Origin of the sequence: Peloplasma aerotolerans (assembly GCF_030012175.1) — a bacterium.
GTDB classification, from domain to species: domain Bacteria; phylum Bacillota_I; class Bacilli_A; order Acholeplasmatales; family Acholeplasmataceae; genus Peloplasma; species Peloplasma aerotolerans.
In genome coordinates this window covers 1-14,394 of record NZ_JASCXW010000014.1, presented here as the reverse complement: position 1 = coordinate 14,394, position 14,394 = coordinate 1, and the positions used below count along the sequence as shown (strand labels likewise).

The window sequence follows — 14,394 nt, the reverse complement described above, 5'->3', positions numbered from 1 at the left end:
ATGAGAAAATACGAAACTGAAGCAGAAAAAGCAGCTAAAAGAGCTCAAGCTCGTAAAAATTTAGCTGAAACTCCGCCAGAAAAGAACGATATCTTAGCAATGTTTATTGCAGCGTTCATCGTTTTGTTGCCAGTATTTCTTATTATTGTAGCTATCTTTGTAGTTGTTCTATTGTTATTATTCGGATAATGAAAAAGCCAATCAAATTCGATTGGCTTTTTTTCTATCTCATTCAATAAATTAATCAAGGATTTGATAAATTGCTTCAATAATTTTGGCATTAGATTGAACGAACTCAACTTCTAGAATATAGTCAGGTGTGATACCATGTTCAATACTATAATAAGTATAACCATCAATCTCATTACCCTCACGATAGCTTAACACATTTAGACTACTCATATGAAAGAAACTACCATCTGGTAAAACAACAGGTGTGATTGATGATGCACCACCACCAGATTGAGTTCCAATAATTGCAGCAAACCCCATATGCTGACCAATTGAAGCCATTAGGTTTGCTGCACTAAACGTTACTTTTGAAGTTAAGAAGAACCAATTGATTTCAGTATAAGCAACTGTATCAATATTTGCGAAATATGTAACTCTAGAACCATCTAAAGGGTTCATATAGCTCATTTCAATAGGATCTTCAGTCATATAACCTAAAACTCTAAGTAAAGCTCCAAGATTTCCTCCAGTATTATAACTTAGATCAATAACTATATTTTCAATACTCATTGATTCAGCAAAGATACTGTTCAATGTTTCTCTCATATACTTATTGGAATCTTTTCCATCTGGATTTTCAACAGTTGCAGTATGAAAACCATCTAAATAAATGACAGCTGTTTTACCACCATCAATGATTCTATAGTTTGGTGGTAAGTTGTCTATATTGGTAGGGTAAGTAGTTGCTAAGACCTCCTGAACATCCCATAATGTTTCATACCATCTTCTAACAGAAGCCCCTACTTGGGCGATATTTGTTAATGGTATACTAAAATTCTTTGGTTCATAGTATCCTGGAAAGTGATGAGAACTATGTAAATCATCCATCGTCTTAGTAACAAACCTAAAGATACCATCAGATAAACCTCTTGTTGTTCCATTTAACATAGTATTGTTATAAATTTTTAGCAAATCATAATGTGTTTGAATACCACGCTCATCTTTTAATCCAAAGAAGTAGTCAAGTGTAAAAGCAAGCATATCGTAGGTTGCAACGATTAAATCTGCAGGTATATCGTGCCCATTATATGAACTATTCTTAATTGTATTGAATGCAATACCATCTTCAGTTGAACCGCTAGTATCAGATGGATCCGGAAAAGCATAGATGCCCGTATAACTATTACCGTTAAAATAAACATTATAGTATGAGCCACTTGTAAATAAAAGGTTGGCTATATGGAATGGGAATAAATATTTATCGTTATCAATAACCAAATCAAAGCGATAAGGTGTCAATTCAAAAGTAATTGAATCTCCCGGTTCAACATAAGAGTCTAAGTAAGTAATACCAGCACCATATTCAGTAGCTGTTTCATAAACGTAATAGTCGAAAAAACCTAATCGATCGACTGTAACGGTGTTCAAATCGAAGTCTATAGTCATTAAAAAACTTTCAATTTCTGTATCGATGACATTCCCAAATTCATCTTCGATATCGAACTCAGCTTCATATGCGATGGTCATGATCTCATTTAAATATGTGAACTCTAGGTCTTCATAATGTAGAAAACCATCTAGCAATTGCAAGAATTCTTGAACATCAACATAAGGAATAGAACTGTTTTCGCCATAATAAGTCATTAAGTTGCCAGAAAATACTTCAAACTCTGAGGTTACATTTGTAAATGGTAGAGATGTTGATTCAATGATGTTAATCTCATTCATTGGCATAACTTCAAGTTCGAAATCATAGTTTTTCGATTCTAGTTCATAGTTTAACTTTGCAGTTAATGTAACAGTTATAGAATCGCTACCCATAGGCGGATGTAATACAATACCACCTGAGGTAATAACACCAGGATCATCAGATATCCACGTTATACTAGACCCATGTATTTCACCTGTTTTTGGTAATTCAATCTTTGATGACAAAATCATGTCTTCAGAAATGTTAATTTGTGCTGCGTCAAGATCCATTCTATTTATTTGAATAGTAGAATCAGCTAGCCATTTAGCATATAGTGTTATATTTTTTGTAACAGGCTCACTAAAATCATAAGGTTTACTATAAATGGTGTCAGTAAACCATCCATCAAAAATATATGCATCTTTTTCTGTCTGTTCAGGGAATCCAATCACTGCACCACTTTCAACGACTATTTCGGTAATCTCTGTCCCACCTTGTGTGTTAAATGAAACGGTGTATGTTTCACTCTTAGTACATGCTGATAAAACAAATGTAATGATTAATATTAAAAATACTATTTTTTGTTTCATTTGAAGCCCCCTTCTCCATACATAATATAATGTATTATATTATTTATATATTTTTTTTCATTTTTTGTCAAGTTTATAAAAAAAACGAGCTTCCTAAGAAGCCCAATTTTGGGAAAACCTTTTTATAAAATAATCGTGGATGGCAGTCCAAATATTTTAATAGCGAGGTTAACGCTGTATTTTTTGGGAGAAAAATACATTTGATGTAGTCTTGTAATAGAAAAAGTAAACCTGACTACATTCATATTATAATACAGTTTTCTGAAAATGAATGATTATTTACATGAAATTTTCATTGAAAACGTTTCCTCATTTTAACAAATTATAAATTAGCATATAAATAGCAATAAAAAGCCCTTTGTTATATAATAGATATGGAAATTCAAGGAGGTCTTTTATGGCAAAATTAGAAATTATCAACCTACATGTTGAAATTGAAGGAAAAGAAATATTAAAAGGAGTTAACTTATCAGTTAATTCAGGAGAAGTACACGCAATTATGGGTCCTAATGGTACAGGGAAATCAACGCTAGCAAGCGCATTGATGGGCCATCCAAAATATGAAGTGACTGCAGGGGAAGCGTATCTAGATGGAGAAAACATTTTAGATATGGAAGTTGATGAAAGAGCACGTGCAGGTTTATTTCTTGCAATGCAGTATCCAGCTGAAGTTCCTGGCGTAACAAATTCTGACTTTATGCGTCAAGCAGTTAGAGCAACTTCAGGAAAAGATATTGGTCTTTTTGAGTTTGCTGTTTCATATGAAAAACAAGTTGAAGAGTTGAAAATGCGACCAGATCTAGCACATCGTTATTTAAACGAAGGTTTTAGTGGTGGCGAAAGAAAAAGAAATGAAATTCTTCAGTTAAAAGTTTTAAAGCCAAAATTTGCAATTCTTGATGAGATTGATTCAGGACTTGATGTTGATGCATTAAAAATCGTTGGAGAGAACGTAAGTAGTCTTGTTAATAGTGAGTTTGGTTGTATTTTGATAACACACTATCAACGTATTTTAGACCATATCAAACCAACGAATGTTCATATTATGATTGATGGTAAAATCGTATTAAGTGGTGGGCAAGAATTAATTGAAAAGATTGATCAAAATGGTTATTTATGGATAAAAGATGAATTAGGTATAGATTACATTGAAGAGGATCAATAATGAATTCAATTGTTATTAAAAATCACGAAGTTGTATCGGGATTACCTAAAGATTTCATTTATGAAAACCAACAATTAACCATACCAAAAAATATCCAATATCAAGATCCATTTAAAATAACATTAGAAGATGATAGCAACGAGTCATTTGAAATCATTGTGTCTGAAAATACAGGCATCAAGATTATTTTAGAAGTTGTTAGTGAAGATACTACAGACAACAATTACAAAATAAAGCTTCATGCGAAATCGAATACACAAGTCAAATATTTACTTATTAGTGAATTATCGAGTCTTAATGCTAATCTTGAGCATCATTTTGTTGTAGATAGAGATGCAAAATTAGACTTAATTGGTGGATTTGTAAGCAATATACTTACAGCAAAAATGCATGTTGATTTAGTTGGCGAAGGTGCAGAAGTCAAATTAAGAGCGATTGCTGTATCGTCTGATGACCATCAACAAAGCATTGATGTTCTAATTGTACATAAAGCACCAAACACATTTGGAGACATGACGAACATTGGAATTGCCAATAAACGTGGTAAAATTGTCTTGAACGGTGTCGAAAAAATAGAAAAGGGGATGAAGCATGCTAATGCTTTCCAAACCTTAAAAGGTATTATTACATCTGATGAAGCAAGAGTTGAAGTCAATCCAATCTTATTAATTGATGAATATGACGTTAAAGCAGGTCATGGAGCAACAATTGGTAAAATTGCAGAAGACGCATTGTTTTACTTGCGAAGCAGAGGATTAACACATCAGGAAGCAGAAAAACTCATTATTAATGGATTCCTGCGTCCAGTTATCGATGAAATCGATGATGAACCACTTAAGGAAAGATTCGTGCATGTTGTCAATTCAAGAATATGATAGATATTAACAAAATTAGGAAAGATTTTCCAATCTATGATATACAACCAAAACTAGCATATCTAGATTCTGCAGCATCTTCACTCAAAGTAAGATCTGTTATCAAACAGGTTGACCATTATTATATGTCTTTAGGTGTGAATGTACACAGAGGGGCATATGAGTTAGCTTATGAAGCAACAAAATTATATGAAGATGCAAGAATTACAGTCTCAAAATTTATTGGTGCACAGGAAGATGAAATCATCTTCACTCGTGGAACGACATCCGCTTTAAATCTTATTGCACATGCATATAAAGAGATTTTAAAGCCTGGTGATGAAATCATTACCAGTGAACTAGAACACCACTCTTCCCTACTTCCATGGATGGTAGTCGCAAAAAAGACTGGTGCTAAACTGATTTATATACCATTAACTAAAGAAGGAAGAATTACAGTTGAAGGTTTCAAAAGTGTGCTAACAAATCAAACCAAGGTGGTTGCTATAACACATGTCTCAAATGTCATGGGTTATAAAACTCCTATTGAAGAAATCGCAAGACTCGCGCATGAGAAAGAAGCAATCGTTATTCTTGATGCAGCACAATCTGTACCTCATATGGAAGTTAATGTTAAAGAACTTGGTGTTGATTTTCTAGCATTTTCAGGTCACAAAATGTTTGGGCCATCTGGTGTAGGAGTGCTATATGGTAAAGAAAATTTGCTAAACAGCATAGAACCCTTTGAGTTTGGTGGAGAAATGGCTGATCAAGTATTTAAAGATCATGCTACTTATAAAGAAGCACCACTTAAATTTGAAGCAGGAACACCAGTGATTAGTGGTGCGATAGGATTAGCAGAAGCAATCCGATATATTGAATCTATTGGAATCCATGAGATTCATGAACATACACATCAACTACATCAATACACATTAGATAAACTAAAAAACGTTGAAGGTGTGACAATCTATAACCCAACAGCTGATAATCCAGTCATAGCATTTAATGTTGATGATGTACATCCACACGATATTGCAACAATGTTAGATCAATATAACATCAGTGTTCGTGCTGGACATCATTGTGCACAACTTGTAACAAAATTTTTAGGAGTGAATTCTACATTGCGAGCGTCATTCCATGTATATAATAACATCGCAGATTGTGATACATTTATAGACAGTGTAAAAGCTGCAAAAGAATTCTTTTTATCGTTTTAGGAGATATTATGAATATTGAGCATTTATATAGACAAGTGATAATGGAACATTATAAAAACCCAAAAAACAAAGGGTTTGTAGCTGATAACAGTTACATGACCGTTCATTTAAACAACCCCAGTTGTGGGGATGAGATGACCGTTCAATTGAAAGTCGATAATCACAAAATCATAGATATTTTGCACCAAGGAACCGGTTGTTCTATATGCTGTTCAAGTGCAAGTGTAATGAGTGAAACACTAAAAAATAAATCACTAGATGAAGCAATATCAATACTACATGAATTTTATGAATTGATTAAAGGTTACCCTTTTAATCCAGAAATTCTTAAAGGCGATGCAGTGGTCTATCAAGGTGTTGCTCAGTTTCCAGCTCGTGTTAAATGTGCAACATTGGCATGGAAAGCTGCAGAACAAGGTATAATAAAAATAAAGGAGGATGAGCTAAATGGATGAGAACAAGAAGAAGATAGATGCAATTATAGGCGAGTATCAATTTGGTTTCCATACAGAATCAAAGCCTGTATTTGATACGGGAAAAGGTCTTAATGAAGACATTATACGTGTGATTAGCAAAACAAAGAATGAACCAGAATGGATGCTTAATTACCGTTTAGAAAGTTATAAAAAGTTTTTAGAATTGAAGAATCCCAAATGGGGTCCAGACTTATCATTTATCAACTTTGATGAGTTTACGTACTTCCTTAGAGCGAGTGATCGCGCTGAAACAAGTTGGGATGAAGTGCCTCAAGCAATTAAAGACACATTTGAAAAATTAGGGATACCTGAAGCTGAAAGAAACTTTTTAGCTGGCGTATCTACCCAATTTGAAAGTGAAGTCGTTTATCATAATACACAAAAAGAACTTGAAGACTTAGGTGTTATTTATGTTGACACTGACACAGCACTAAGAGATTATCCTGATTTGGTGAAGAAGTATTTTGGAACGATTATTCCAAAAAATGATAATAAATATGCTGCATTAAATAGTGCAGTTTGGAGTGGTGGATCATTTATTTATGTTCCTAAAGGTGTAAAAGTAACAAAACCTCTTCAATCGTATTTTAGAATCAACTCTGACCAAATGGGTCAATTTGAAAGAACTTTAATTATTGTTGATGAAGGTGCATCAGTAAACTATGTTGAAGGATGTACTGCACCCATATATAAGAAAGATTCATTACACGCAGCCATCGTTGAAATTGTTGTACACAAAGATGCAACGTGTCGTTATACAACCATACAGAACTGGTCTAACAACGTCATTAATTTGGTGACCAAACGTGCATATGTTTATGAAAATGGACATATGGAATGGATTGATGGAAACATCGGAAGTAATGTAAACATGAAATATCCATCATGTGTTTTACTTGGTGAAAGAGCAAAAGGTACAACCATTTCGATTGCATTTGCTGGTAAAGGTCAATGGCAAGATACTGGTGCTAAAATGATTCATGTTGCACCAAACACAACATCAACTATTATTTCTAAATCAATTAGTCGTGGTGGTGGAACTGTTAACTATCGTGGTAAAGTTGATTTCGGCAAAAAAGCTAAAGGTGCAAAAGCACATGTCGAATGTGACACGATTATTTTAGATGACTATTCATTCTCAGATACAATCCCAACAAATGTTGTACGTAATAGCGATGTATTCCTTGAGCATGAAGCGACAGTTTCTAAAATCAGTGAAGAGCAACTGTTTTACTTAATGAGTAGAGGGCTAACTGAAGAACAGGCAACAGAAATGATTGTTATGGGATTCATTGAACCATTTGCTAAAGAATTACCGATGGAATATGCTATTGAGTTAAACCAATTAATTAAGTTGGAAATGGAAGGTTCAATCGGTTAATATTCAAAAACATATTAAAGATATTTGTGATAAATTCGCAAATATCTTTTTTATTTACGCGTTTTAGCGTAAAATAATCTTAAGAGGTGTTAGGATGAAAAGATTTTTCTCTTTTCTTTTAATAGGTCTAATGGTCATCAGCATATCTGGATGTACAGAAGTTATAACCTATGATGACTTATACCAAGATTACCAAACACATTTGAATCAGAACGAAGCGATATATCAATCTCATATTGATTATTTTAATCATATCTCAACAGAAACAATTAAAAGTGTTGTATCCGTTAAGAAAACAGTTTTTGCATCATCTGGGTCTATGACGGGTTCTGGTGTCATATTTTATGAGGATAGTCTTTATTACTATGTGCTAACAAACAATCATGTTGTATATGAGGAATCTAGTTATTCAGTCAATTATTCAGTTGGTGACTATAATGGGAATAATTACAGTGCTACTTTAGTTGCAAACAGTAGTGCATTTGACTTAGGTATCGTCAGATTTAGAAAGGGTAGCGAGCTACTTGATGTTATTGAGTTTGCTGAAGAAAACCCTGCCTTAAACCTCAATATTGCTATCTTAGGCTACCCGAGTTTTCAAATCAACGCTATTACTTTAGGCACATCAATAGATTACACAGTGATAGATATCGAAAATCCATCTACCGATGTTGTTAATGTCGATTTCCCTGTATTAGTAGCTACTGCACCTGTTAAATCAGGAAGTAGTGGTAGTGTAGTCATTAATGACTCGTATGCGTTAATCGGTGTTGTTTATGCTGGTAATTTTAGTAATAATAGCGATGTATCTCAATATGCTTTCATTATTCCAGTAGAGAAAGTTTTCGCATTCTTTGAGCATGTTGAATTTGATTTTGGAGGTGACTCTGAATGAAAAAAATGTTGATGCTTATTTTACTATTGGCAACCTTACTTAATGGTTGTGCTATCTTTGTTATTGAAGAAGATACTGAAGAGTTTAAGATATTAGCAAGTCAATACCAAAATTATATAGCAAACGATATTAATATTTTTGATCGATTTCAAACATTCATTAATGTTGTAACACTTGAGACAACCATCTCTAGCGTTATGATTGAAGTTAAAGTTTATTCGCCATTAGGTGTTTTGCTTGAAACAAGATATGGATCAGGTGTTATTTTTGAAGAAGATAGTAGTAATTATCACGTTTTGACAACCTTTGATTTAACAAAACTGAGTTCAGGTCAAACAATGTCAATTGAAATATCTGATTACTTAGGTAGAACATATCGAGGTTTTCTTAGAAAATCATCTGAAGATTTAGGGTTGTCAGGCATAAGATTCGTAAAAAATAGAAATAGAGTTCTTCAGACTTTAGACATCTCCGACAGTCTACCTTTAATAGGAGAACCAATTATGTTAATAGGATATCAAGGAGAAATCATCAATGCATTGACGATGGGTTTAATTACTGGTTATATTAAGACTGATGAAAATATAGTTCAAGCAGTCGAAACGAACGTTTTATCTGATGCCTTTGGTAATGGTGGTGTTATGATCAATATGAATCATGAGATCATTGGCATCCAATTTGATGTAGATAACGGATCTACATATGCATATTCCATTTATATTTTAAGAACCTTCAAGGTATTTTATTTAGAACCATAGAAAATAGAATTATTTAGAAGTGATATAATAGAGAAAAGGAATGATTGAATGTATAGATATCTCATCATTGAAAGCAAAAAAGAAATCAAATCAGAAGAGTCGCCTATTATATCTATTTTTTCTGAGTTCATCGATATTACTAAAGTTGAGACAGAACCTTACGCGATTCATATATTTTATCAACAAGAAACTGATGTTTCTTTTTTAGATGTCATTTTAAATATTATGAGTGATACACTAACAGACTTACGTATTTATGTGTCTTATCAATTTGAAAATGAAGATCAGTTACAATTACACATGAACTTTATTAAAAACAAATTGAAACTCATACCATTTATAAAATATGTATATATCGATGATAAAATCTTACTACGATCACTACTAAACCTAATCGATCATGAGTTAAAAAGTTATATGCTGCGAAAATACAATCAAGACACTTCAATGTTACAGAGTATTAAAACATATTTAGAGTGTAATCAGAACATGAGCTCAGCAGCTAAAAAATTGTATATACATCGTAATACACTTATTCAAAGATTAGATAAGTTTTATCAAACGACTGGTTTTGATGTTAGAGTGTTCAATGATGCATTTCTTATTTATCATCTAGTCATCTAAAAATATGTGCAACTTGCACATTTTTTTTATCGTATGGACTTGCTATAATGGTTTTAGAATGTAATTAAAATAAGGGAGAAAAAAATGGCTACTTTACAATTAAAAGATATTAATAAAGTATACCCTAATGGTGTACAAGCAGTTTTTGACTTTAATCTTAAAATTAGAGATAAAGAATTTATCGTTTTTGTTGGACCATCAGGTTGTGGAAAATCTACAACACTAAGAATGATTGCTGGTCTTGAAGAAATCACATCAGGTGAATTATATATTGACGATGAACTCGTTAATGACAAAGCACCAAAAGATAGAAATATCGCAATGGTATTCCAATCTTATGCCCTATATCCTCACATGACTGTGTATGATAATATGGCGTTTGGTCTTAAACTAAGAAAAATGCCTAAAGATATCATCAATGAAAAGGTTCAAGAAGCAGCAGATATTCTTGGATTAACACCTTACTTAAAGCGTAAACCAAAAGCTTTATCAGGTGGACAAAGACAACGTGTTGCTTTAGGTAGAGCAATCGTACGTAACGCAAAAGTGTTCTTAATGGATGAACCATTATCAAACCTTGACGCAAAATTACGTGTTCAAATGCGCGGTGAGTTAATTAAACTTCACAATAAGATTGAAACGACTACAATTTATGTAACTCATGACCAAATTGAAGCGATGACAATGGCAAGCCGTATTGTTGTTATGAAAGATGGTTATATTATGCAAGTTGGAGCTCCAAAAGATATTTATGACAATCCGAACAACTTATTCGTGGCTGGATTTATTGGAACACCTCCAATGAACTTTATCCATGGTATCGTTGATAACAAATCTAACTTTGTTGCTGGAGAACATAAAATTGTTGTTCCTGAAGATAAATTTGCAATCCTAAAAGAAAATGGTATGGTTGGTAAAGAAGTTGTTTTAGGTATTCGTCCAGAGGATATTCATGACGAACAAGTGGTTATGGATACATATCCAGATGCAATTTTAAATATCACTGTTGATGTTGCTGAGTTACTTGGTTCTGAAACGAATATTTATACAAACGTTAATGGTAATAATATCTGTGCTGTTGTTAACGCACGTGCAGGCGTTCATATTGGAGATAAAATGAGACTTGCATTAGATATGCACAAATGTCATTTCTTTGATCCAGAATCAGAACAACGTTTAGTTTCATCTGAAGCTCAACCAAAGAAAACAATTAAGAAAATCAAAGAAGAAGAACAATAATAATTAAAGGCCAATTGGCCTTTTTTTTATGGAGATAAATAATTATGATTGAATATATTGTTAATACCAGTCAGGGAGCGTTAATTTATCAAGAACGACACATAAAGACATATAAATCATCAAATTTAAGTTATATTAAGCTTTTATGTCAAGAAGGATTATTTACCTATGAGGGTTATCTAATGGCTGTTAAGAAGGTTTTAGACATCAAATATAAGGTTCCAGTATACATCAACGATTATCTTATGTTGATTCCAGTGAAAAGAACGAGAGACTATGATAACATATGGATTAATTATGCATCCATCAATCATATCCGAGAATCCGATGATGGTTTAGAAATTGAATTCTATAGTCAAAGAAAAATATATTTAAAGTATTCTTTAAATAGTCTATCAAAGCAGATAAAGTATTTAGAAATGATAAAGTTTATGAAAGTAAAACATTTTCATTTTCAATAGTATAGAAAAAGTTTACAAATAGTGTTATAATAAGAACGGTTAAAATTTAAACGATTACATCATATAGGAGGAAAAATGATGGCAAAAAAAACAATTAAAGATATTCAATTAAAAGGAAAAAAAGTGCTTGTTCGTGTTGACTTTAATGTACCAATTAAAGATGGCGAAATAAGTGATGAAAACAGAATTGTACAAGCATTACCAACGATTAAGTATATTTTAGATCAAGGTGGTAAGGCGATTGTTTTTTCTCATCTAGGGCGTATCAAAGAAGAGTCCGATAAGGCAAAAGGTAGTTTAGATATTGTTGCTAAAAGATTAAGTGAACACTTAAATCAAGACGTTGTCTTTGTTCCTGAGACTAGAGGAAAACTATTAGAAGACGCTATCGATGCTTTGAAAGATGGCGAAATCTTAATGTTTGAAAACACAAGATTTGAGGATTTAAATGGTAAAAAAGAAAGTAAAAATGATCCTGAACTAGGTAAGTATTGGGCTTCTTTAGGGGATGTATTCGTTAATGATGCATTTGGAACAGCACATCGTGAAGCAGCATCGAATGTAGGTATTGCATCAAATATTGAACAAACTGTTGCAGGTTTCCTTTTAGAAAAAGAAATCAACTTTATTGGTGGAACTCTAGAAAATCCTGAAAGACCGTTTGTAGCTATACTAGGGGGAGCTAAAGTATCTGATAAAATTGAAGTCATAAAAAATTTACTCAAAGTTGCTGATTATGTATTAATTGGTGGTGGGATGGCATACACTTTCTTTAAGGCTTTAGGATACGAAGTTGGAACAAGTTTATTAGAAGCAGATAAAGTGGACTTAGCAAAAGAATTGTTAGAACTTGGAAAAGGCAAAATATTGTTAGGTAAAGATATTTACACAGCAAAAGAATTTAGTCCAGAGAGTGAAAAACATGTCAGAGATGCAGAAGCAATTCCAAGTGATGAAATGGGTATGGATATTGGACCAAGAACAGTTGCATTATTCGAATCATATATTGAAAAAGCAAAAACCGTTGTTTGGAATGGACCAGTTGGTGTATTCGAGTTCCCAAGGTTTGCTGAAGGAACTCTTGCTATCGCACGTGCTGTTGCTGAACTAGAAGGTAAAGCAACAACTATTATTGGTGGTGGAGATTCAGCAGCTGCAGTAATTCAATTTGGTCTAGCAGAGAGATTTTCACATATTTCAACTGGCGGAGGAGCATCACTAGAATACCTTGAAGGTAAAGTGCTTCCTGGTATCGAATGTGTTGACGATAAATAATGGATATTGGTAAAAAGATAAGAGCACTCAGATTAGGAAATAATCTAACACAAGAAGAGCTTGCGAACAGATTGGAGTTAACAAAAGGGTATATTTCACAAATTGAAAATAATCTAACGTCACCTTCAATGCAAACCTTATTCTCAATTCTTGAGGTGCTTGGAACAGATGTTCATGAGTTCTTTAGTATTGAAGAAGAACAAACTGTCGTCTATAAAAAAGAAGATTTCTATGAAAAAGAAAATGACAATTTAAAGCATATGATCTCTTGGATTGTACCAAATGCATTAAAATATGAAATGGAACCTATTATAATTGACTTAGAACCAGGTGGACAATCAGTTATTGATGATCCTCATGCAGGTGAAGAGTTTGGTTATATATTAGAAGGTCAAGTTACTTTAGTTTTAAATAAGAAAAGATATATTGTTCGAAAAGGTGAAACATTTTATTATCCAGCAAACAAAGAACATTATTTAATTAATCACAGTCATCAAAACGCAAAGGTGCTATGGATAAGCACACCACCAATGTTTTAACCAAGGAGAGGAAAAGTTAAAATGGAAAAAGAAATTGTAATTAAGAGTACACAAGGTTTACATGCAGCTTTAGCAGCAAAAGTTGTACAAACAGCATCAAAATATGCTGTTGATATTGAATTGCATTACCACAACAAAGTTGTTGACTTAAAGTCGATTCTTGCTTTAATGTCATTGGCTGTCCCACATGGAGAAAATGTACGTATCGTAGCTAGAGGAACTCGTGCCGAAGAAGCAATCAAAGACGTATCCTCTATCTTAGGATAAGATTATGAGAAGAAAACCTTTAATCGCAGGGAATTGGAAGATGTATAAGACGAAAGATGATGCTCTAGCATTCATCTATGCTGTTAACGTCGAAGTCCCTGACAAAGATGTTGTGGAATCAGTGATTTGTGCACCAGCTATATTTTTGAAAGATCTTGTGAAAAGAGAAGGCGAAAATCTAAGAATTGGTGCTCAGAATATGCATTATGCTGAAGAAGGTGCATATACTGGAGAAATTTCAGCTGCTATGTTGAAATCATATGGTGTTGATTATGTCATTGTTGGACATAGTGAACGTCGTGCTTATTTTAATGAAACAGATGAGACTGTGAATTTAAAACTTATATCCGCAGTAAATGTGGATATCACACCAATTGTTTGTGTTGGTGAATCATTAGAAATTAGAGAAGCTGGAACAACCAACCAAGTCGTGAAAAAGCAAATTGAAAAAGCTTATTTAAATGTAAGTGCTCAAGATGCATTAAAAACAGTTGTTGCATATGAACCAATATGGGCAATTGGTACAGGAGTAACTGCAACTCCAGAACAAGCAAATGAAACCATTATAGCAATTCGCTCAGTCATTAAAAAACTATATAACGAAGAAGTTAGTGAGCAAATTCGTATCTTATATGGTGGTTCTGTCAACACGAAGAATGTTGATAGCTTATTATCAATGTCCGATATTGATGGAGCATTAGTTGGTGGAGCATCATTAGATCCTAATTCGTTTTTAACGTTAGTTAGAGCAGCACTTAAATAAATTCAAGTTCAATCAATCAAAAA

16 protein-coding genes are annotated in these 14,394 nt (G+C 33.1%); 15 read left to right on the top strand and 1 reads right to left on the bottom strand.

What is annotated here, in order from left to right:
* Nucleotides 1-189, top strand: a complete 189-nt coding sequence (locus QJ521_RS05195; RefSeq protein ID WP_282839379.1) for a hypothetical protein — start codon at nucleotides 1-3, stop codon at nucleotides 187-189.
* 51 nt (nucleotides 190-240) lie between these two features.
* Here the strand turns inward: QJ521_RS05195 and QJ521_RS05190 are convergent, their stop codons facing one another.
* The gene (locus QJ521_RS05190) at nucleotides 241-2,451 is read right to left on the bottom strand and encodes a S41 family peptidase (RefSeq protein WP_282839378.1); all 2,211 of its coding nucleotides are present in this window, start codon (nucleotides 2,449-2,451) and stop codon (nucleotides 241-243) included.
* Nucleotides 2,452-2,848: 397 nt separating this feature from the next.
* Here QJ521_RS05190 and sufC point away from each other — a divergent pair, with 397 nt between their 5' ends.
* The 14 genes from sufC to tpiA all read left to right on the top strand — a co-directional run bounded on the left by sufC (nucleotide 2,849) and on the right by tpiA (nucleotide 14,371).
* Nucleotides 2,849-3,616: a Fe-S cluster assembly ATPase SufC gene (sufC, locus tag QJ521_RS05185; protein WP_282839377.1), complete on the top strand. Its 768-nt coding sequence runs from the start codon at nucleotides 2,849-2,851 to the stop codon at nucleotides 3,614-3,616.
* The gene (locus QJ521_RS05180; RefSeq protein ID WP_282839376.1) at nucleotides 3,616-4,491 is read left to right on the top strand and encodes a SufD family Fe-S cluster assembly protein; all 876 of its coding nucleotides are present in this window, start codon (nucleotides 3,616-3,618) and stop codon (nucleotides 4,489-4,491) included. Before sufC ends, QJ521_RS05180 begins: the two co-directional genes overlap by 1 nt.
* Complete coding sequence (locus tag QJ521_RS05175; protein ID WP_347568085.1) at nucleotides 4,491-5,693, top strand: aminotransferase class V-fold PLP-dependent enzyme; 1,203 nt, start codon at nucleotides 4,491-4,493, stop codon at nucleotides 5,691-5,693. Before QJ521_RS05180 ends, QJ521_RS05175 begins: the two co-directional genes overlap by 1 nt.
* 8 nt (nucleotides 5,694-5,701) lie before the next feature.
* Nucleotides 5,702-6,148, top strand: a complete 447-nt coding sequence (gene sufU, locus QJ521_RS05170) for a Fe-S cluster assembly sulfur transfer protein SufU (protein ID WP_282839374.1) — start codon at nucleotides 5,702-5,704, stop codon at nucleotides 6,146-6,148.
* Entirely contained in the window at nucleotides 6,141-7,550 is a 1,410-nt protein-coding gene (sufB, locus tag QJ521_RS05165; protein ID WP_282839373.1) for a Fe-S cluster assembly protein SufB, read from the top strand. Before sufU ends, sufB begins: the two co-directional genes overlap by 8 nt.
* A gap of 94 nt (nucleotides 7,551-7,644) precedes the next feature.
* Nucleotides 7,645-8,445, top strand: coding sequence for a S1 family peptidase (locus QJ521_RS05160; protein WP_282839372.1), 801 nt, complete (start codon nucleotides 7,645-7,647; stop codon nucleotides 8,443-8,445).
* Nucleotides 8,442-9,203 carry a S1C family serine protease gene (locus tag QJ521_RS05155; protein ID WP_282839371.1) on the top strand — a complete coding sequence of 254 codons (762 nt, stop codon included), beginning with the start codon at nucleotides 8,442-8,444 and terminating at the stop codon, nucleotides 9,201-9,203. The genes QJ521_RS05160 and QJ521_RS05155 overlap by 4 nt, the downstream gene beginning before the upstream one ends.
* A gap of 48 nt (nucleotides 9,204-9,251) precedes the next feature.
* The gene (locus QJ521_RS05150) at nucleotides 9,252-9,827 is read left to right on the top strand and encodes a PucR family transcriptional regulator (protein ID WP_282839370.1); all 576 of its coding nucleotides are present in this window, start codon (nucleotides 9,252-9,254) and stop codon (nucleotides 9,825-9,827) included.
* An 84-nt stretch (nucleotides 9,828-9,911) separates the two neighbouring features.
* Nucleotides 9,912-11,066 (top strand): ABC transporter ATP-binding protein, encoded by a 1,155-nt coding sequence (locus tag QJ521_RS05145; protein ID WP_282839369.1) that lies wholly within the window; start codon nucleotides 9,912-9,914, stop codon nucleotides 11,064-11,066.
* A gap of 44 nt (nucleotides 11,067-11,110) precedes the next feature.
* A complete protein-coding gene (locus QJ521_RS05140; RefSeq protein ID WP_282839368.1) occupies nucleotides 11,111-11,527 on the top strand; it encodes a competence protein ComK in 417 nt (138 codons plus the stop codon).
* 78 nt (nucleotides 11,528-11,605) lie between these two features.
* Nucleotides 11,606-12,802, top strand: coding sequence for a phosphoglycerate kinase (locus tag QJ521_RS05135; protein WP_282839367.1), 1,197 nt, complete (start codon nucleotides 11,606-11,608; stop codon nucleotides 12,800-12,802).
* On the top strand, nucleotides 12,802-13,341 hold the full coding sequence (locus QJ521_RS05130; protein WP_282839366.1) for a helix-turn-helix domain-containing protein: 540 nt from the start codon (nucleotides 12,802-12,804) through the stop codon (nucleotides 13,339-13,341). The genes QJ521_RS05135 and QJ521_RS05130 overlap by 1 nt, the downstream gene beginning before the upstream one ends.
* Before the next feature lie 21 nt (nucleotides 13,342-13,362).
* On the top strand, nucleotides 13,363-13,608 hold the full coding sequence (locus QJ521_RS05125) for an HPr family phosphocarrier protein (protein WP_282839365.1): 246 nt from the start codon (nucleotides 13,363-13,365) through the stop codon (nucleotides 13,606-13,608).
* Nucleotides 13,609-13,612: 4 nt separating this feature from the next.
* The gene (tpiA, locus tag QJ521_RS05120; RefSeq protein ID WP_282839364.1) at nucleotides 13,613-14,371 is read left to right on the top strand and encodes a triose-phosphate isomerase; all 759 of its coding nucleotides are present in this window, start codon (nucleotides 13,613-13,615) and stop codon (nucleotides 14,369-14,371) included.
* Nucleotides 14,372-14,394: the final 23 nt, after the last annotated feature.

Bases quoted from the DNA above. Each gene is read 5' to 3' on its own strand.
- QJ521_RS05140 (WP_282839368.1), top strand. From the start codon at position 11,111: ATGATTGAATATATTGTTAATACCAGTCAGGGAGCGTTAATTTATCAA.
- sufU (WP_282839374.1), top strand. From the start codon at position 5,702: ATGAATATTGAGCATTTATATAGACAAGTGATAATGGAACATTATAAA.
- QJ521_RS05155 (WP_282839371.1), top strand. From the start codon at position 8,442: ATGAAAAAAATGTTGATGCTTATTTTACTATTGGCAACCTTACTTAAT.
- QJ521_RS05130 (WP_282839366.1), top strand. From the start codon at position 12,802: ATGGATATTGGTAAAAAGATAAGAGCACTCAGATTAGGAAATAATCTA.
- QJ521_RS05160 (WP_282839372.1), top strand. From the start codon at position 7,645: ATGAAAAGATTTTTCTCTTTTCTTTTAATAGGTCTAATGGTCATCAGC.
- QJ521_RS05190 (WP_282839378.1), bottom strand. From the start codon at position 2,451: ATGAAACAAAAAATAGTATTTTTAATATTAATCATTACATTTGTTTTA.
- QJ521_RS05180 (WP_282839376.1), top strand. From the start codon at position 3,616: ATGAATTCAATTGTTATTAAAAATCACGAAGTTGTATCGGGATTACCT.
- QJ521_RS05195 (WP_282839379.1), top strand. From the start codon at position 1: ATGAGAAAATACGAAACTGAAGCAGAAAAAGCAGCTAAAAGAGCTCAA.
- QJ521_RS05150 (WP_282839370.1), top strand. From the start codon at position 9,252: ATGTATAGATATCTCATCATTGAAAGCAAAAAAGAAATCAAATCAGAA.
- sufB (WP_282839373.1), top strand. From the start codon at position 6,141: ATGGATGAGAACAAGAAGAAGATAGATGCAATTATAGGCGAGTATCAA.
- sufC (WP_282839377.1), top strand. From the start codon at position 2,849: ATGGCAAAATTAGAAATTATCAACCTACATGTTGAAATTGAAGGAAAA.
- QJ521_RS05125 (WP_282839365.1), top strand. From the start codon at position 13,363: ATGGAAAAAGAAATTGTAATTAAGAGTACACAAGGTTTACATGCAGCT.
- tpiA (WP_282839364.1), top strand. From the start codon at position 13,613: ATGAGAAGAAAACCTTTAATCGCAGGGAATTGGAAGATGTATAAGACG.
- QJ521_RS05145 (WP_282839369.1), top strand. From the start codon at position 9,912: ATGGCTACTTTACAATTAAAAGATATTAATAAAGTATACCCTAATGGT.
- QJ521_RS05135 (WP_282839367.1), top strand. From the start codon at position 11,606: ATGGCAAAAAAAACAATTAAAGATATTCAATTAAAAGGAAAAAAAGTG.